This is a genomic window from Dictyobacter alpinus (assembly GCF_003967575.1).
Lineage (GTDB): Bacteria > Chloroflexota > Ktedonobacteria > Ktedonobacterales > Ktedonobacteraceae > Dictyobacter > Dictyobacter alpinus.
This window is the reverse complement of the sequence record NZ_BIFT01000001.1, coordinates 2630022-2648242: the sequence shown is the minus strand read 5'-3', so window position 1 is coordinate 2648242 and position 18221 is coordinate 2630022. Positions and strand designations below refer to the sequence as shown.

At 47.9% G+C, this 18221-nt stretch carries 15 protein-coding genes; 10 read left to right on the top strand and 5 right to left on the bottom strand.

All coding sequences use genetic code 11. The features are described from left to right. The first annotated feature begins 430 nt into the window (after positions 1-430). Positions 431-1972: a tetratricopeptide repeat protein gene (locus tag EL633_RS10490; RefSeq protein ID WP_126627125.1), complete on the top strand. Its 1542-nt coding sequence runs from the start codon at positions 431-433 to the stop codon at positions 1970-1972. An 84-nt stretch (positions 1973-2056) separates the two neighbouring features. Here EL633_RS10490 and EL633_RS10485 read toward each other — a convergent pair whose 3' ends face one another. After that, positions 2057-2380, bottom strand: a complete 324-nt coding sequence (locus tag EL633_RS10485; RefSeq protein ID WP_126627124.1) for a hypothetical protein — start codon at positions 2378-2380, stop codon at positions 2057-2059. Between the two features lie 521 nt (positions 2381-2901). Between EL633_RS10485 and EL633_RS10480 the strand changes: the two genes are divergently transcribed. Beyond that, positions 2902-4095 carry a LolA family protein gene (locus EL633_RS10480; RefSeq protein WP_126627123.1) on the top strand — a complete coding sequence of 398 codons (1194 nt, stop codon included), beginning with the start codon at positions 2902-2904 and terminating at the stop codon, positions 4093-4095. A 161-nt stretch (positions 4096-4256) separates the two neighbouring features. Here the strand turns inward: EL633_RS10480 and hemH are convergent, their stop codons facing one another. From hemH to EL633_RS10460, 4 genes are all read right to left on the bottom strand, one after another. Beyond that, positions 4257-5195, bottom strand: coding sequence for a ferrochelatase (gene hemH, locus EL633_RS10475; RefSeq protein WP_126627122.1), 939 nt, complete (start codon positions 5193-5195; stop codon positions 4257-4259). A 13-nt stretch (positions 5196-5208) separates the two neighbouring features. Continuing rightward, the gene (gene hemE / locus EL633_RS10470) at positions 5209-6276 is read right to left on the bottom strand and encodes a uroporphyrinogen decarboxylase (protein WP_126627121.1); all 1068 of its coding nucleotides are present in this window, start codon (positions 6274-6276) and stop codon (positions 5209-5211) included. Positions 6277-6444: 168 nt separating this feature from the next. Then, positions 6445-8304 carry a serine/threonine protein kinase gene (locus EL633_RS10465; protein WP_126627120.1) on the bottom strand — a complete coding sequence of 620 codons (1860 nt, stop codon included), beginning with the start codon at positions 8302-8304 and terminating at the stop codon, positions 6445-6447. 445 nt (positions 8305-8749) lie between these two features. Then, the gene (locus tag EL633_RS10460) at positions 8750-10087 is read right to left on the bottom strand and encodes a serine/threonine protein kinase (RefSeq protein WP_161982071.1); all 1338 of its coding nucleotides are present in this window, start codon (positions 10085-10087) and stop codon (positions 8750-8752) included. A 285-nt stretch (positions 10088-10372) separates the two neighbouring features. On the opposite strand from EL633_RS10460, the gene EL633_RS10455 reads away from it, so the two are divergent. From EL633_RS10455 to cysS, 8 genes are all read left to right on the top strand, one after another. Further along, positions 10373-10729 (top strand): translation initiation factor Sui1, encoded by a 357-nt coding sequence (locus EL633_RS10455; protein ID WP_126627118.1) that lies wholly within the window; start codon positions 10373-10375, stop codon positions 10727-10729. A gap of 356 nt (positions 10730-11085) precedes the next feature. Beyond that, positions 11086-11559: a hypothetical protein gene (locus EL633_RS10450; protein ID WP_126627117.1), complete on the top strand. Its 474-nt coding sequence runs from the start codon at positions 11086-11088 to the stop codon at positions 11557-11559. A 348-nt stretch (positions 11560-11907) separates the two neighbouring features. Continuing rightward, on the top strand, positions 11908-12561 hold the full coding sequence (locus tag EL633_RS10445) for a translin family protein (RefSeq protein WP_126627116.1): 654 nt from the start codon (positions 11908-11910) through the stop codon (positions 12559-12561). Positions 12562-12873: 312 nt separating this feature from the next. Beyond that, a complete protein-coding gene (menA, locus tag EL633_RS10440; protein ID WP_161982070.1) occupies positions 12874-14250 on the top strand; it encodes a 1,4-dihydroxy-2-naphthoate octaprenyltransferase in 1377 nt (458 codons plus the stop codon). A 316-nt stretch (positions 14251-14566) separates the two neighbouring features. After that, positions 14567-15100 carry an MOSC domain-containing protein gene (locus tag EL633_RS10435; RefSeq protein WP_126627114.1) on the top strand — a complete coding sequence of 178 codons (534 nt, stop codon included), beginning with the start codon at positions 14567-14569 and terminating at the stop codon, positions 15098-15100. A gap of 458 nt (positions 15101-15558) precedes the next feature. Next, positions 15559-15975 carry a hypothetical protein gene (locus EL633_RS10430; protein ID WP_126627113.1) on the top strand — a complete coding sequence of 139 codons (417 nt, stop codon included), beginning with the start codon at positions 15559-15561 and terminating at the stop codon, positions 15973-15975. A gap of 214 nt (positions 15976-16189) precedes the next feature. After that, complete coding sequence (locus EL633_RS10425) at positions 16190-16966, top strand: TatD family hydrolase (RefSeq protein WP_126627112.1); 777 nt, start codon at positions 16190-16192, stop codon at positions 16964-16966. After that, positions 16963-18147 carry a cysteine--tRNA ligase gene (cysS, locus tag EL633_RS10420; RefSeq protein ID WP_126627111.1) on the top strand — a complete coding sequence of 395 codons (1185 nt, stop codon included), beginning with the start codon at positions 16963-16965 and terminating at the stop codon, positions 18145-18147. Before EL633_RS10425 ends, cysS begins: the two co-directional genes overlap by 4 nt. Positions 18148-18221 lie beyond the last annotated feature (74 nt).

The window sequence follows — 18221 nt, the reverse complement described above, 5'->3', positions numbered from 1 at the left end:
TTGCACCTGCGACCTGCCAGACGTACGACCGGGCACAAACCAGAGGCTGGAAGAGCGGCTCGATGGGAGTGGGCACATCGGCCGCCAGCCGTTGCTTACGTTGAAAATATTGGTCCTTGCGTGTGGCACCCGCTCCACGTATGTCACACCACGCCATGGAGTTGGGTTACATATGGTAAATTCATCTTTTTATTGCAATTGTAGAGGTTTATCCTGTACAATAGATATGTATATATTTAACCAATATATGACTTTCAATTGCTCCTGTCAGTATTTCTATCTTATACAAACTACATCTATTATTATACCGAAAATGCCTTACCATGATAGAAGCATGGACAGGTTCACAGCTTTGGTGTTCTTTTTATTTTAGGGTCCAAATGTATAGTAAAGGCCCAACAGAGAGGCCAGCTATCTCTGCAAAAAATGGATGAATACAATATCATCATCATCACAGTCAGAAGAGTCATTAACACCGCAACCACCAGTGGATGATCTAGTCGAGGCTCCAACTCAGAAGGTTCCAGCTATTTCCGCCCCCCAAGATGTTGCGGTCATGCCCCTCACCATTGCGAATCTAGTTAATGGAATAGTACCTGCACCTGCTAGCGTCCAGGCCAACCTACCTGTGGGGACATATGCTTCCATGCCAACAGGTACACCTCTACCAGCCAGTTCATCAAAAGGGATCACCAGACCACTACCACTCTGGGCCTTTATTCTCGGTATCATTGCTATCATTGGAGGAATAATCACGGCCTTCGCAACTGGTAGCGATTGGGCCGCAGGCGATCTGACTGCGGCCATCGTAGCAGCCAGTATCGCGGTCGTGCTCACACTGGTACTGATAGTACGTTCCATCGCCGGAATGGCCGCCCGCAGCAATCCACACCGTCTCAGACAGTATATTAGCGCAGGCCTGATCATCCTGGTCCTTTTCGCCAGTTCAGGTACCGGCCTCCTCATCCAAAATTCCATGCATAGTGTACAGGCCCATTACATGGAAGGTCAGAAACAGTGGGAAGGTGCTATTAAGCAGTATGAACTTGGTGGGGAAAAGGCCCCAAGCAGTAGCGATCTCGCTCGCACCTACAACGAATGGGGAGAAGATTTAAGCCAGAAGGGCATTTATGGTATAGCGATTAGCAGGTTTGATATTGTCATCAACGAATATGCCAGTCAGCAAACCCAGGTTGATCATGCGCAACAAAGCGAAAGCCATGCGTATATTGAGTGGGGAAAACACGATCTAAAGCAACACGATTATATGGCCGCTGCCAGTCACTTAGATATGGCCCTGAACCAGACATATTGTTCAGCCGAATGCAGAGGAGAGGCGACACCCCTAACTTCAACCGCCTATTATAATAAAGCCAAATTTTTGTTGGGCCTGAAAGAATATCAGGAATCAGTCAAAGCTTTTGAGGTGGTACAGTCCCGCTTCCCGCAGTCTCCAGAAGCGCAACAACAACATCCTGATATGAGTACGGCACTGCTTGGAGAAGGCAAACAGGCTAAAGATATTGTCTGTTCAGACGCCGTTCCGATATATCAAGAGTTGGCCGAGAAGTTTGCAGACACACCAGAAGGCCGCGAAGCCAAAATGGCCTTGAGCGCTCCACAACCAGTAGTAGGACACTTTATCCCGGATATCCCTAAAGCCAGTGATGGCTATCTTGATGTTCAGGCGGCATTGATACCAGACCAATCCTCTGATATCAGCGACACTGAATTTTATGCGCAACTTGATAATGCACCAACGGCCCTTGTTGATAGTAATGGGGATTTTACGTTCAAACCCTTAAAACAGGGCACCTATGATCTCGTATGGGGCTTTAGCCGGCCCGATGGCTCACGAACCTATACCTCCACGAGCATAAAAAATACAAACCAGTACCTTTATGTCGCCCAGATTGGACCTCTCTGTAGCTTTAATTTTGGTGAGATCAATGAGAAGTTTCTAACTAGCTAAAACTGCTTAATCTATGCCACCCACTGGAAGCGAGAAACGGGATCCACCTGATATGATGGCTCCCGTTTTCTTTATCAGTCGGTATTATTTGATACGTATCATATTTAATCGACGCAATCCTGGCTTCGGTTTTCCCTCAGGTAGTTGACCTTGTAGTTGTAACACCATCTGTGTAATTGGCTCGGGGCGCTCAACCACCGGACGGTCAGTATCATTTGACGTATCATCATCATGTCCCTTGAGGGTATCTTGAGAACCCTCAGACTCAATAACCTGCTCCAGCCATTGCATACCACAGACCCCACATATCCCATGGCTTGCTTCATAGAGCTTAGGGAGCGGTAGAGGCGATAGGCGCTCCCCATCATTATCAATCAAACGCAAGCACCAGGCACACTGACGCACCATACATCCACATCCTTTCTCAGCAGGCGTCTCCTCACATCACAGAACCAACATTGGCAGCGCAAAATGTCTAAAGGCGGAGCCCTGGCAAAACCAGGCCTTTACACAAACATTTATGCGTTTATATATATAAATTTAATTTGTGCAGAAAACGATTCACGTAGGAGAAAACCCCGTCCACATTTACATCTCTGCCCAAAAAAACGACCATACACAAATATTTCGCAGAAAACCAGGATTTTGTAGTATAACCACATCTATTGCAACCTCCCCTTCATCAAAGTTGGTGAATTCCTCAATTTATTGATATATTACAACTGGAATCTAGATAATCCTAAATATCTATATACATTTTACCTGATATAATTCAATAAATCTTCAAAAATAGGGTGAGTTTTTTCTTAAAAACAACGATACAAAGAAATTTTAATGTAGAAAATGATATACTTTTAGCAAGTACTGTATGTGTCAGGCAAAAAAGATTTGAACAAATTTCCTTGTTCATCTGGATAAAGGAGTTTTCTATGTACCCCTCTCGCTGGAGGTCTAGTACGCTCTCTGTATATATATTATTATTAAGCCTGCTATTAGTGGCAGGTTGTGGCAGCAGTGGGGGCAATGATAAGCAGGCATCCGTCACTCCAACGGCACCACCTCTACCCTCACCAACAGCCATCAGTGGACCTGGACAGCAGACACTGGATACGATGGCACAAAAGCTGAATAACGCCAAAACACTCCATGGCATCTTCAAGCTGACAAGTTCCAGTCAGGCATTCAATGGCAACGTTGAGACCGAACTCTGGAAGACAGCTCCTGATAAAAGTCGTAGTGAAGTCAAGCAATCCACGTTTTCACAGGTAAGTACAGGTTCAGTGTCGGTGAGCGATGGGCAACAGATATGGCAATATGATCCAGCTAAAAAGATCGTCTATACAGGCAAAGTTTCCCATGATGCCAATACACCTGATCAACAGAACCAGGGCATCGCTGGATCAGGGGGAGGCCAGAATCAAAGTCTACTGAATATCATCCAGAGCATCTTTGATAATAGTATCGGCACACTCCGCTCTTCATCTGTAACGGTTGATGGCCACAACACCTCAGATGTGCATGTGGTCCCCAGGAGCAACGGTGACAGTGGGACAGCCTCAAATTTCAATTACAAGGGCGAAATCTACATTGATAATCAGACCCAGCTACCTGTAAAAGTGGATCTGGACATTAGCAGTCTGGGGAAAATCACCGTTACCATTCCAAAACTAGATGTGAATCCTGCTATCGATAATAAGCTCTATACCTTTACTCCTCCCGCCGGCACAAAAACTCGGCCCTTGGAAGAGGCAAGTGGCAACCAGAATACAGGTAAACTTACACTGGCCCAGGCCCAGAAGCAGGCCGGCTATCACTTACTCAGTATTCCTGGCCAGGAAGGCGAGTATACCTTACAGGGAGTCGCAGCCCTGGGTACTCCTGGCTTACAAACTTATACGCTAAATTATATGAAGGGCAATACCGCCTTCACCATCGCGGAAGGTAAGCCACTGGCTGATCTGCCTGCCCGTGGTAATCAGACATCCCTCCGGGGCACCAACGGCACCAGCAGCAGCAATAATGGCCAGACCACTCTATCCTGGACCGAAAAAGGTGTTGGCTATCGCATCACTGGCGCCATCACCGCCGACCAGGCTTTAGAGATCGCGAAGCTCCTGAGCTAATATCATTTGTAGAATGTGTTGGCTTCCCGAGAAGGGTGCAGTCAACCACACTCGGGCGCTAAAGCGCCCATACTTCTTTTATAAAAGAGCTGTGAAGTTGCGCGCAGTGCGTGCAATTTCACAGCTCTTTTATAAATTTTGGAGCACTCCAAGTAAACGGCCTATTGCGCCAGAGTATCCTTTACAACGGCGGCCAGGGCTTTGATGAAGAGAGGACTGGTGTTAAGCGACTCGATACGAGCAAACTGAATACCATGCTCCTCAGCCTGTTCGCGAGCACCCACCTCGATGTCGTACAGGATCTCAAGATGGTCGGCCAGAAACTGGACAGGCGCGATTAATACCTGCTGTTTACCGGCCTCTTTTAATTCTGGCATCACATCCGCAAAATCTGGTTTGAGCCACTCTTCAGGAGTATGACCGGCACTCTGGTAACAGAACATCCAGCGATCAGAGGCCAGGTCTGCACGCTTGGCGATCTCAGCGGCGGTCTCTTTAAGATGATTAATATAATCTGGCTCATTCTCAATGACGCGTTTAGGCATACTATGGGCGGTCAGCAGGACCGGTACTTCAGCACGCTGGTCGGCGGGAAAGCGCTCCAGTGCCTGTTTGACCCGCTCAGCTACAGCATCCAGGAAGAAAGGCTGTAGATGCCAGTCGGTCGAGATCTTTAGCTCCAGACCATCCTGATGCAGATGCTCATAGGCCTGTGTCAGTGTCTTGATATAGCCGCTCATAATAATCGGCGAATACTGTGGCGACATAATAATGCCAACCAGAGACTGCGCACCCGCGGCCGTCTCCGGCACCATGTCCGCAACAAAGGGAGGAGAGAAGCGCATGCCAGCGGTCACATGATAAGTTGTGCCATCAGTACTGCTGGCATTCAGTTCCTCTTCTAAAGCCTGGGCCTGATCGCGTGTAATGCGAATCAGCGGCGAACCGCCAATCAAGTCATAGCGGCGGCGAAACTCGGTCAATACCTCTTCAGAAGGCTCGCGACCACCATACACATTTGTAATATAAGCAGGAATATCATCCAGGGTAGCAGGCGAGCCATACGTCATCAACATGACGCCAACATGTTTATTCGTCATCAATTTATTCCCTTTATCTTCTAGTCGTTTCATGCACAGCATCCACCAGGTGACGCAGCATATCCGGCTCAGTCGCCATCGGAATACCATGTCCCAGATTAAAAATATGGCCAGGACGATTGGCCGCACGACGCAATACATCCTGCATGCCTGCCTCTAACACAGGCCAGGAAGTCAGTAGCAAGGTCGGATCCAGATTGCCCTGAATCCCACGATCCAGTCCAATGCGCTCCCAGGCCGTATCCAGGTCCACCCGCCAATCCACGCTAATCACATCACCACCAGCCTCCACCATCAGTTCTAGTAAGGCCGCCGCCCCGGTCCCGAAGTGGATAGCGGGCGTGCCTGTCTGCTTAATGGCGGCAAAGATACGCTGTGTATATGGCAACACAAAGCGGCGATAAGCGCTGGGACCTAGCGTCCCGATCCAACTCTCAAAGATCTGGATCACGTTAGCGCCGGCCGCAATCTCAGCCAGTAGATAGTGTGTAACCACTGTCGTGACCTTCTCCATCAAAGCATCCCAGACGGCAGGCTGACTATACATCAACGCTTTGGCCGTCGCATAATCACGGGATGGCTTGCCCTCAATCATATAGCAGGCCAGCGTAAAAGGACCCCCAGAGACACCGATCACGGCCTGTTTGCCCTCTAATTCCCGTCTCACCAACCGGATCGCATCAAGGATATATGGCACCGACTCCTCAATATCCATGATGCGCAATGCCTCTACATCGTGTACAGAGCGCACAGGATTATGGATAACTGGCCCCTCGGTACGTAATTCAAAATCGATTCCCATGCCCTCAAGGGGCAACATAATATCCGCATAAAGTACCGCACCATCCACCCCAAAACTTTGTACCGGCATGAGAGTCATTTGAGCACATAATTCAGGCGTCTTTGTCAGAGTCAGAACATCATATTTCTCACGTAGCGCTTGATATCCTTTTGAGCTACGGCCAGCCTGACGCATAAACCAGATCGGCGTCGCATCAGGTTGCTCGTGCCGACACGCGGCAAGAAAACGCGCAACCCCGCTCGACTGTCCTGTAGCAGCAGATCCTCTCTCTTGTTGCATATATGTTCCTTTAAGAGTTTTGCGCATCCAGCTATCAGCCTGGAATGCCTTCACATATCATAGCGCGGGCAACCTTACATTGACAACTACAAATCTACAAAAATCTTTAATGAAACAGAAGTCAGCTACAGATTTTACAGATTTTTTGTCGGACAGGAATAAAAAGGATTACACGCGGGAGAGTTTCAGGTGGGTAAAGCTAGCGGTGGCGATATCGGTGGCGGAGATGGTATTGGTGGTAAAAGCCAGTTGGCCGCTCTGGTATGTCGTATCATGGACCTTATTCAGGAAGATGCCATTCACATAGAGATTGAAATCAGCGCCATTGGCAATCACCAGCAGCGTATTTTTGCCGCTTCCCGGTACAATCGCGCTATTCGCCGTTGATTTCAGTAGCGTCACATACTGATTACTGCCAGCATTAACGTCGTGGCGCAGGAAAGAATATTGTCCCACGCTATTAATTTCAAATTTGTAGAATTGATCACCATGTAGCCGCAGCAACATACCAGCGGAATTACCAGATAACAGCGATACATCTACCTGGATAGCCGCATCATCAACCAGTGGTGAGATCAAGGCACAAGGTATAGCAGGCGCATCCGCACTTTTTATCGCTCGATACGAACCATAAGCAAATACACAATTACCTGGCGCCTCAGACCAGCGTCCACTTTTATTATCCGCCAGATCATCCTGTAGGATCAGGGCGCCGGGAACAACGGTATTAGTATTAGCGACAGTTGCCGTAGCCCTGGGTTGTGCGATGGTAGGCTGGGGAGTTAACGCCACAGTCGTTTGCGGATGGGTGGCATAGAGATAATAAATGTAGCTTCCCGGCAGAATAACAAAGAAAAATAGGCCGGCTGTCACAATACTAAAAGTCATTGTATTTCTACTACGCCTGATCCTGCGTACTGCTGAGCCTGACTTAGCACTGGGACGCGACACTTGCTGCGCAATGGAAACATCATAGGCTGGCGAGACCAGCGGATCGGATTCTGACCGCCTCCTGTTGCGACCTTTAAATAAAGGGCGAGGCGTACTGACATGTCTGGCACCAGAAACAGGATAACGGCGACGCAAAACACGCTTATTTGAGACCGGGGCCTCCTCACTGACCAGCACCTGTTCCGGCAAACTCATACTATCAGCCAGAACCACTTGCTCCAGGTCCATATCTTGCGCCGCAGCATAGGTATCTAAAGGATCATCCTCTATCAGCACGGCCTGATGAAAAGCCTCATACAATTCCGCCGCCGAGGCATAACGTTGTTGAGGATCTTTAGCCAATGCTTTCAATGCCACATTATCGATGGCACGTGTCAGGGTACGATTATAGACCGAAGGTGGTTGTGGATCATCGCGCAACTGCTTCCAGAATACCGACACCGGCGTCTCACCCTCAAAAGGCACGCGTCTCGTTAACATCTGATAGAGCAACACACCCAGCGAATACACATCACTACTCACCGTAGCCGGACCATCCGCCAGATCAGGCGCCATATATTCAGGCGTACCCATCAGTGAACCGGTACGTGTAAGCTCATGACTGGCATCCATGATTTTAGCCAGTCCAAAATCTGCCAGATAAACATGCTTAAGATTACGCAATAGGATGTTAGAAGGCTTAATATCGCGATGCAAGACACCATGATCATGGGCATGTTGAACCGCGCTGGCAATCTGCGACAAAAATAAATCCACCTCTTCAAGTGTTAGAGGGCCATCATCCAGCAGATCACGCAAGGTACCACCAGGAGCATATTCCATCATCAGATAATGCCAGGGCTCAATCTCCTCATAATCCAATGCCGGCAAAATATGTTCATGTTGCAATTTATCGATCGCCTCGGCCTCACGACGGAACCGCTCAAGATAATCCGTTGAATAACCGGTCATCACCTTGATGGCAACATGCTGCTGCGCGACCTCATCATATGCCAGATAAACCTCCGACATACCGCCGCTTCCGAGCAGATTTTTGATTGTATATTGTTTAACAACCGTTCCTTCGAGACCAGGCATAATAATTTTGCATTCCTTACAATGGCAATAATATCTTTTTGAATAATGTAGGATAGGATCACAAAGGGGAACATATTTATAATACGTGGCAGCAAACGCTAAAGATGTGTCTGACTATCATCCCAAGGGGAGATTATGTAGCGGACGCCAGCCTGGGGAGCGCAGGCGCTCCCATTCATTATTTGGTTGGTTGGTGTAAAAAGTGCGCGTGCGCGCACTTTTTACACCAACCAACCAAATAATGAATGTGTATTGCACCTGCGCTCCCCTCAATCCCTCTTTTATTCTCTGGGACAAATACATGGGACACTCACCTGGGCTACCCTCAATCCCTCTTTACTCTCTGGGACAAATACATGGGCTGTTGCCCATGTATTTGTCCCAGAGAGTAAAAAAAAAGCAGGTTCCCGTCAGGGAACGAGTGTGGTCAAGACAACAGTAACAACTAATGACCCTTCCCTTTAGAAGGACCTTTGGGCTGTGGCGTCTTACCACCATCCTTTGGCTTTGGCGTCTTATCAGCATCTTTTGGCTGTGGTGCTTTACCACCATCCTTTGGCTGTGACGCATCATTAGTAACAACCGGCGGCTGTGTATTATGTGGAGCCACTGGATTAGGCTGAGCTTTAACCGGCGCCTTCGTTGCCTTCGCTGCAGGCACCTTCGTAGGGGTTGGTGTAACTTTTATCTGCAGCTTATCATTTTGAATCGTAGGTTTAGAGATAAGCTGTTGTGGATGCGAGGAAGCCGCATCGGCCCCCTGCACACCCACTTTTATGCCTTGTAGCCCGACACTGGCATGGAGCAGGGCGGGCATCATCACCAACAACAAAGGAACAATGAGCAGAGTAAACAGGAAACGCCCGCGCCACATACGATGCTTCTGCCGTACAATGGTTACACGTGGTTTCTCTAATGCAAAGCCTGACACCTGGGTAGACATAGTCGCAATATCACGATCCGGAACAATGCTTTGTTGTACCGCCTGACTGAACGCCTGGTGAAATTCCAGTGCCGACTGAAAACGTCGACGCGGATCCTTCTCCAGGGCTCGCATAATAACCGCCTCGACAGGAGCAGGAATAGCCGGATTAAAAGTTGAAGGCAACTCGGGGTTATCACGAATATGGCACAGGTAGATGCCAATGGGAGTACTCGCCTTAAAAGGAACACGTCCGCACAGCATCTGATACATCAGGATGCCCAACGCATACACATCACTGGAAGGGGCGGCCTCATGTTCGGCCAGTTCTGGAGCCATATATTCGGGAGTGCCAATCAAATAGCCAGTCAACGTCAGTCCATTCTCATCCCCAACACGTTTCACCAATCCAAAATCAGCCAGGTAAGCATGGGTACCATCCCGCATCAGCACGTTTGAGGGTTTAATATCCCGATGAACAATTCCCCTATCATGGGCATATTGGAGCGCCTGAGAAAGTTGTCCCAGCACTTGATCGGCTTCAGAGAGCGAGAGCGGTCCTTGCTGAAGACGTTCATTCAAAGTTCCATGTTCAATATACGGGGTGATCAGGTAGCACCACGAATCGAATTCGCCATAGTCCAGAACGGGTAAGATGTGTTCGTGGTTTAAAGCGGCTTGCGCTTTCACTTCAGCCTTGAAACGCTCATAATAGTCACCGGCACCTGTATTCACAAGTTTTACGGCAACAACCTGATCATTCGTAGTATCATTCGCGAGATAAATCTCAGCCATGCCACCACGTGCCAGGCGCTTCAAGATCTGATAGTGGCCAAGAGTGACCTGTTCTAGCTGTTGCATTACAATCCCCATGCTAAAATATACAAGCTGTTCCATCACACAACCACACATATACGTACACGGCTATATACCACCATTAGTCTCAGGCTGTGATTAAATAGCGATCTCTCTATAAAACGTTAAAGCGTACTTGTCTATAACATTCTTGCCTGGATCGTATTCATCTGAATCTCTATATGTGTCATACTCTATCATCGCATCTCAAACAAAATGATTCCCGTGCTGAAAGAAGACAAAAAGTATATAATAGAGGACAGAAAAAAGTACTAATTGGGAGGAATTTGTATGTCTGACCGCATTGTGTATTCAACTGAAAGTGGTAGGATCTCAACATGTCCTGATTGTGGCCGGCCCTATAAAGATTGCCGTTGTGAGCAAACAAGCACGCAAAAAAAGAAGAGCGACGGCATTGTACGCATCATGAGAGATCGCAAGCAACGCGGTGGCAAAACGGTAACGGTCATTACCGGAGTACCCGCCAGCGGCAGTGAACTGACGGCGCTGGCCCAGCAACTCAAGAAGCTCTGCGGCACCGGCGGTACCGTTAAAGATGGCAACATAGAGATCCAGGGAGACCACTGCGATAAAATTCAGGACAAGCTCACCAGCCTTGGCTATAAAGTCAAACGCGCCGGAGGCTAACTAACGCCATGCGCAATTTTTATCCCTCACACCTCGCGCCTACGGCTCTCGCTTGTTTTGAGGAGGAAAATGGCGAGGCGGTCGCGACCGCCTCGCCATTTTCCTCCTCAAAACAAGTGGGTATGTGGAAAAATTGCACATGGCGTTAACTAAAATGTTTTAAAAAATGTAGGGTGACAATGCGAAAAATCGGCGGGTTAGCTGCCGATTTTTCGCATTGTCACCCTACATTTTTTTTACCTGATTACTGAAAGTGAGGCCAGATTTCCAGTTTTTGAGATCACAAATAGAATAATAAAGTAAGAAAGGTTGCTGGTAACACAATCAAAAGGGAGTATCAACGGAGAGGATAAACTATGAATATCGACGAGCAATTTGAACATTTTCTGGCCGGGTTAGGAGTAGAAATGGAAAGTCCAGATGATCGACCATATAACGGTGACTCCATTCCAGAGATCTCCATCTTCCAGGCATCACGTGATCACTATGGGGTCTTCTATCGCTTAGATATCATTGACCAGATTCCAGAACTACGCATCATGGTCCCGGTGAATAAAGGCGACGCCAAAATGGATATCTACCTTGTACGCTTGAGCGAGCAAACACCACTCAACAATTTCTTCAGCAAAATGTCTATTTATGAGGGTAGCGCCGCCTATGAGCAGGGACGAGAAGCCGCTTTACAACATCTACTCTACGGGGCAGCCGAAATGATGAAACAACTCTTCTGGTCTGGCGATCTTACACGTCTGACCTTCCCACACGAAATCGAAGTCTACCCCATTCTCATACAAAGTGAACGCCAGACAGGACGCAAAAAGGCCCGCTAAACAGCAACCAGACAGGCATCGCGAAATGCGATGCCTCCCTCCTCTATGCTCCCCTCCATAAAGATATACAATCAACACTCTGCACAAAAATGAGCCGCCAGACGGTATCATTGGTCATTTTTGCAAGCGAAAGAGTCGTATCATAATCCTGTGCCGTTACATTAAGTAGTAAGGGGTGATTTTTTGGTTGCTTCTCCTATTGAATCGTTCGACTGAATCCGAGTACAATTGGATCAAACAATGGTAAAACTGGATAGGGAAAAATATACGCCTCTGCGCCAGGGCGTTTATCACCATAAAGTCAACTTGCATGATACCCTCAAGGTATCCTAGAAAGGAACCATATGTATGCCCGAGCACATCGATACCATCGGCCGCGAAGCAATTGATTATTTTGCTTTAAAGCATGCCGCCCGCGAACGAGCGTTGCCGAAGTCCCGTACAGCCATCCGGCATTGTGCTAATAGTATTCGAGCCACCCATCGCCATGAGACGGAAAAAGCAGAGGCGCTACTAAGTCAGGCCGCCTCACTCCTGGCTGAAATGGAGAAGGACCTGCAAGATCACAGGGACATCTATTTTGCAGGCTTTGTGCAGGATGCGCAAAAAGAATACGCCGAGGCACGTACCTTCGCGGCCCTCACCCAGCATTATCCATTACCCACGCCAAAAGAACTCTCCATCGGCCATGCAGCGTATCTGAATGGTATCGCGGAAGCCATCGGTGAACTGCGGCGCTATGTGCTCGATCAACTCCGGCGCAGCAATGTGGAAAGTAGCGAAGTATTCCTTAATTACATGGATGATATTTATTCTGTCCTTATCTCAGTCGATTTCCCGGATGCTATTACCAGCGGCCTACGCCGTACCACCGACTCAGCACGTGGCATCCTGGAGAAAACTCGAGGAGACCTGACGGCAGCAGCCATCCAGTTACAGCTACAAAAATCCATGCGCGAACTCCAGGAGGGTTTACAACAACATCTATCAGCCGATAAATAAAGGATAGGAATCATAAGTAGAAAAAAGTCCGCTTCCTTGACTTTGAATACAAACAACAGTAAGCTGACAGATGATTAACATAAGCGATTATACACGCAACCATGGCACTCACAACATATGTTCTCCCAACGAGAGCCTTGCTGCGTACGATTGCAGACGCGGCGCATGTGAACGACGTTTGCGATTGCTTCTTTTAAAGCACATTGATGGATAGAAGCACTCATACAATAAATGCATAGAAGCACTCATCATAAAACATCTTAGTTGCTCACTACGCCAGGAGGGGGGCGTATGCCACACAAAGAGAAAAAAATGACTGATCAAGATATTATTGAAGAGATGGAGACACCAGAAGAAGCCCCAACCCAAAAGACGCCACCGGGCATCCAGGTTGTCGATGCAGACCCTGAACAGCAGCACGAATCAACAGGCAAACAGGAACAGGTTGAAGCTGAACAGGAACAGACACAGGATGAACCAGCGGTTGGCAACTCCAGCTCTACCGTTGAACCAAAGACAAAAAAAGAGCAGCCAAGAAGACAGCAGGCCGCTCAAGTTGTCACAGCTGATGCTGTACAAGCCGAAGAAGTACCCACCATTCCAATTGGATCACTGCAAACTCTCAGCACGCTCGAACCAGAAGTTTCGGTACATTCCGTTGCTTCAATGCGTGCAATCGGGATGCCGGCTCCACTGGTGGTACAGCCCTCGGAATACCGCCATGGCATGAATGAATGGCTGGACATCTGGCGTGAAGGTGTGCGCCTCAACTATGTGCGCCTATCGGTCATGCCAGTTATCCTGGGTAGTGCTCTGGCCTGGACGCAGAGTATCACAAACGCCACACCACTAGGACACTTTGACATCGTCCACTTTATTCTCGCGCTTATTGCCGTCATTATCCTACAGATCGGTGCCCATTTAATCAATGATTATTATGATCATCAGCGTGGCATTGACACCAGTAACGCACTCGGCCCCGGCGGCTTAATTCAACAAGGACTTATTAAACCAACACGTGTACTCATGATTGGATTGGTTTTACTGGGTATAGGTGCGCTCGTTGGACTGATTACAGCCCTGGCCGGAGGACCGCTAGTCTGTCTGTTTGGTCTACTCGTTGTACTGGCAGCTTATTTCTTTAGTGCCACCAAACAAGCGCTCTCCTCTCTGGGATTGGGAGAACTTGTAGGCTTTCTGGTCTTTGGCTTACTACCAGTCATGGGCGCTTATATGATCCAGACGGGTGGAAAGTTTAATGCCGCTGCATTCCAATATAGCGTACCACTGGGTTTCCTGGCAGCAAGCGTCATCTACGCCAACAACATGCGCGATATCGAGGGTGATAGCCATGTAGGCAAGAAAACACTCGCCACCCTGATCGGACTGCGCTGGAGTCGCATTGCATACATTGTGCTGATGCTTATCCCGTACCTGATTATCACACTTATCGGTTTCCCACATGGACACCCACACTTTATCTTACTTGCTCTGTGGACACTCCCAACCCTTGTGGTAGCCATTACAGGTGTGCTGCGCACAGAAACTTCCGCTGGCTTTAACGACGTCATGCGCCAGAGCTTGAAGATCTTTACTATGTTCACCACCTTCCTGATCATTGGACTGATCATCTCAGCCCTCGTCCCAGTATTGCCAGCACTACCCGCACACATTATTCCACTCAAATAACGCACAACATAAATTCACATCTCAACAAACAATAGAGAGGTGGCTGTTCAAACAGCCACCTCTCTATCACATCAACACTACCCTTCCCTTCTCCTCTTATCACAGACATAGGGTTACAAAAATAATACTCGTGCATAGTGTAGTTAATAAAGTAACCTTTAGAACGTTATATATAGCATAGAATATTTTTGTGCATAAAGGTATATATACCTTATTATATACATAAATTTCAATTGCAATTAAATAGGTTGTTGCCTATTATATGCACAAATGTAAAATTTGTATGTAGTCTTAATAGACAAAGGAAAATAATACGATGTGGAAAGGCTCCGTTATTTCACTTCAGATTGCTCCTGGTGAAGGTCAACCCCTGGTGTCAATCGATCAGGCACATGCAGTTCCTGGCCGTGGCATCGAAGGTGATCGCTACTATATCGGTAACGGCCACTTCTCCAAAATGGGCAAAGCCAGCTATGAAATAACCCTCATCGAAAGCGAAGCACTTGAAGCGCTCAAGCGCGACTATGGTTATGAACTCACCGCACTCACCGCGCGGCGCAATATAGTAACCGTAGGAGTACCACTTAATCATCTCGTCTGGAAGGAATTCAAAGTTGGTGAAGTCAGCCTTTTAGGTCGCCGACTCTGTGAACCCTGCTTCCACCTGGTTCAGCTCACCCACCATAGCGCCCTCAGCGGACTCATTCACCGTGGAGGACTACGCGCCCAGATTCTTAGCGAAGGCATTATCCGGCCCGGTGATGGCATCCAACTCGCAGATGATCAGGAACGCGCCAAACACTTCAAATACGAGCAATCAGCTAAAGAATCCCTGGAACCTGCAATTTAATAAGCTCAAGATCGCCCCAACTCTTAGTACTTTTTATTATTAAATAACCCAATATAGCGTAAAGCAGCCTTCTGTGAATATGTACCCATAGAAGGCTGCTTTGTTTCTCTACAATCTAATACAAAAAAATATTTCCGGGTTAAAACAAAATGAAGGAATATCTTAAAATGGCAGCCATTAATAAAGCGCCAGATCACATAGCAGGGCTTTTTAATTTTCGGCCGGGAGTCACTGTCAGGCAAATCATATACAGAGTATTTATGATGTAGTGTGTGTTGTGTGGGCGGCCGCGGCCGCCCACACAACACACACTACATCATACTCCAGCGCCATAGGCGCCAGGAAGAGGAAAATTAAAAAGCCCTGGACACAAATATCCTATTATGGTTAAGTGATCCAATATAATGTATACTAAAGATTAATTGGTGGTTGGGTATTGAGGGAAAGGTGGCAAGCCAATGCAAACACAAGAAGAACGAATTATCGACTTAGAAAAGGCGGTAGCATTATTGGAAAAAAAATTCAGTGAAGCAGATATTCAAAATGTTAACCACAACACAACCATGCTCCTTGGTCTCGTCTACAAACAGCAAATAGATATCAGTGTAATGAAATCTAACCTCACAATCATCAATCAACAGATAGGCGAAATCAAGCAAGATGTGAAAAACTTGCAGATAAAATCAGATCAACATACCTCCATTCTTGACGAGCATACCGCAGTACTCAACGAGCATACTTCCATTCTCAACGAGCATACTTCCATTCTCAACGAGCATACGGCCCTACACAAAGAACATACCACAGCACTTAACGAAAACACAAAATTACTTACACAGATACTCGCGCTACTGACTAAACACATAAGTGAATAAGGCCACAAAAAAGTAGTGAAATGGGATAGTCCATGTCCCTGAGATGTCCTCCAGAGCCATTCTACGTGACATGAGACTATGTCCTGAATATAGCAGCTTAAATGAGAAAGTGCTATACTAATAAGTAATAAAGTAACCTGGGAGAGAGCTAAGCCAGTTTTCGCTTTGACTCTCCCTTTCTTATGCCTGCTTGCTGTTAGAAAGGATCTGTGGAGTGCTTATCGACAGCCATACACATGTAGATACTGAGCGCTTTGAGGATGATCGAGAAGCTGTTATCCAGTCCGCGGTTGCGGGTGGGGTGACACGTATGATTGATCCGGGCTGCGATTTGGCCTCCAGTCAGGCGGCTCTTGCCCTGGCGAAAGCTCATCCAGGTGTTGTTTTTGCAGGAGTAGGGGTGCATCCACATGAGGCCACGACCTATACGCCTGAAGTAGAGGCACAATTGCGTGAAATGGTACGCGAGCCCGAGGTGGTGGCTATCGGTGAATTTGGACTCGACTATTTTCGGATGCTCTCGCCTCGTGATATTCAAAGAGAAGTCTTCCGCGCACATTTAGCACTTGCGCGCGAATATAATTTACCCTGTATCATCCATGTACGGGACGCCCATGATGATGTTATGGAACTCCTGCGTACCCATGGTCAGGGCTTACGCGGTGTTTTCCACTGCTTCTCAGGTGATGTCGCTCAGGCAGAAGAATGCCTGACCTTCGAAGGTTTTATGCTCTCATTTGCTGGCCCGCTTACAAAGCAAGGCAACGCTCTTCCAGAGGTAGCCCGCATGGCCCCGCTTGATCGCATCATGGTCGAAACGGATAGCCCCTATCTGGTTCCAAAACCCCTAAAAGTCAGGCGTAATGAACCACTCTTTGTCAGACATACCGCGGAAAAACTGGCAGAGATACGTGGCATGACCCTTGAAGAGATTGCCCGGGTCACTACAGCAAATACCGTTCGTCTGTTCGGTCTAGGAGAAAAAGCATGAAACTATTTAATACACTTACCCAATCTTTACAGGAATTCAAACCTGCCAATGATACAGTCACTATTTATGTATGTGGCGTTACTCCATACGATACAACCCATCTCGGCCATGCCTTTACATATATCACCTTTGACACATTGATTCGCTATTTAGAATATAAAGGCCATAGCGTTAAATATGTACAGAATGTGACCGATATCGATGACGACGTGCTACGCAAGTCCCGCGAACTGGGGATGAAATGGGATGAGCTGGGGAACCGCGAGATCGAACGCTTCCTGGGTGAGATGGACTCCTTGAACTGGCGCCGGCCAGATGTATATGCGCGAGCGACAGATGAGATTGAGCGCATCATTCAGGTCAACCAGGGTTTGATTGAGCGAGGATTGGCCTATGTGAGTGAGGGCTGTGTCTTCTATGAAGTCAAAAAAGATGCAGAGTTTGGCAAACTGGCCCAGGCCGTTGGACTTAATGATTACCAGTCTATGTTGACTATCGCCAATGAGCGCGGCAATTTTCCTGATGATAAACGCAAACGCGATCCATTGGACTTCGTTCTGTGGCAGGCTCAGGCTCCGGGCGAACCTGCCTGGGAAAGCCCCTGGGGACCTGGCCGACCTGGCTGGCACATTGAGTGTAGCAGTATGTCTATGCATTATCTGGGTCAACAGGTTGATATCCATGGTGGTGGCGCGGACCTGGTCTTCCCCCACCACACGTGCGAGATCGCTCAGTCCGAGCATTATAGCGGCAAAGCACCATTTGTACGCAACTGGATGCACGTCGGCATGGTCTACCAGGAAGGCGAGAAGATGAGTAAGTCTCTTGGCAATCTCACCCTGGTCAGAAACCTGCTCAAAGAATATAGCGCGAACGCGATCCGCCTCGTCCTGCAGAGTCATCATTATCGCTACCAATGGGAATGCTTCCCAGAGGAGCTTAAAATTGCTGCCGAGACAGATAAACTCTTCACCCGCGTTCGTGAAATGGTTGGACCGGAGGAGCATGGCGAAGATAGTATGCTGCATAATCGCTTCATCGCCGCCATGGAGAATGATCTCAATACACCAGAGGCAACCTTGCTACTCAAGCACGCAGCCCAGCAAGCACTAGAAGAAAACAACAGCAACCTCGGTTCCGAAGTACTCCGCCTGGCTAAAGTCCTTGGCTTGACCGTATAAGCGGTGGCTTAAAGTTCCAGTTTCAAATCCACATAGAGGGGATGCATCTGCATCTCCTCTCCTCGCAGAACCGT

Bases quoted from the DNA above. Each gene is read 5' to 3' on its own strand.
- hemE (WP_126627121.1), bottom strand. From the start codon at position 6,276: ATGCAACAAGAGAGAGGATCTGCTGCTACAGGACAGTCGAGCGGGGTT.
- EL633_RS10480 (WP_126627123.1), top strand. From the start codon at position 2,902: ATGTACCCCTCTCGCTGGAGGTCTAGTACGCTCTCTGTATATATATTA.
- EL633_RS10450 (WP_126627117.1), top strand. From the start codon at position 11,086: ATGAATATCGACGAGCAATTTGAACATTTTCTGGCCGGGTTAGGAGTA.
- EL633_RS10445 (WP_126627116.1), top strand. From the start codon at position 11,908: ATGCCCGAGCACATCGATACCATCGGCCGCGAAGCAATTGATTATTTT.
- EL633_RS10460 (WP_161982071.1), bottom strand. From the start codon at position 10,087: ATGCAACAGCTAGAACAGGTCACTCTTGGCCACTATCAGATCTTGAAG.
- menA (WP_161982070.1), top strand. From the start codon at position 12,874: ATGACTGATCAAGATATTATTGAAGAGATGGAGACACCAGAAGAAGCC.
- EL633_RS10485 (WP_126627124.1), bottom strand. From the start codon at position 2,380: ATGGTGCGTCAGTGTGCCTGGTGCTTGCGTTTGATTGATAATGATGGG.
- cysS (WP_126627111.1), top strand. From the start codon at position 16,963: ATGAAACTATTTAATACACTTACCCAATCTTTACAGGAATTCAAACCT.
- EL633_RS10435 (WP_126627114.1), top strand. From the start codon at position 14,567: ATGTGGAAAGGCTCCGTTATTTCACTTCAGATTGCTCCTGGTGAAGGT.
- EL633_RS10465 (WP_126627120.1), bottom strand. From the start codon at position 8,304: ATGCCTGGTCTCGAAGGAACGGTTGTTAAACAATATACAATCAAAAAT.
- EL633_RS10490 (WP_126627125.1), top strand. From the start codon at position 431: ATGAATACAATATCATCATCATCACAGTCAGAAGAGTCATTAACACCG.
- EL633_RS10455 (WP_126627118.1), top strand. From the start codon at position 10,373: ATGTCTGACCGCATTGTGTATTCAACTGAAAGTGGTAGGATCTCAACA.
- EL633_RS10430 (WP_126627113.1), top strand. From the start codon at position 15,559: ATGCAAACACAAGAAGAACGAATTATCGACTTAGAAAAGGCGGTAGCA.
- hemH (WP_126627122.1), bottom strand. From the start codon at position 5,195: ATGACGAATAAACATGTTGGCGTCATGTTGATGACGTATGGCTCGCCT.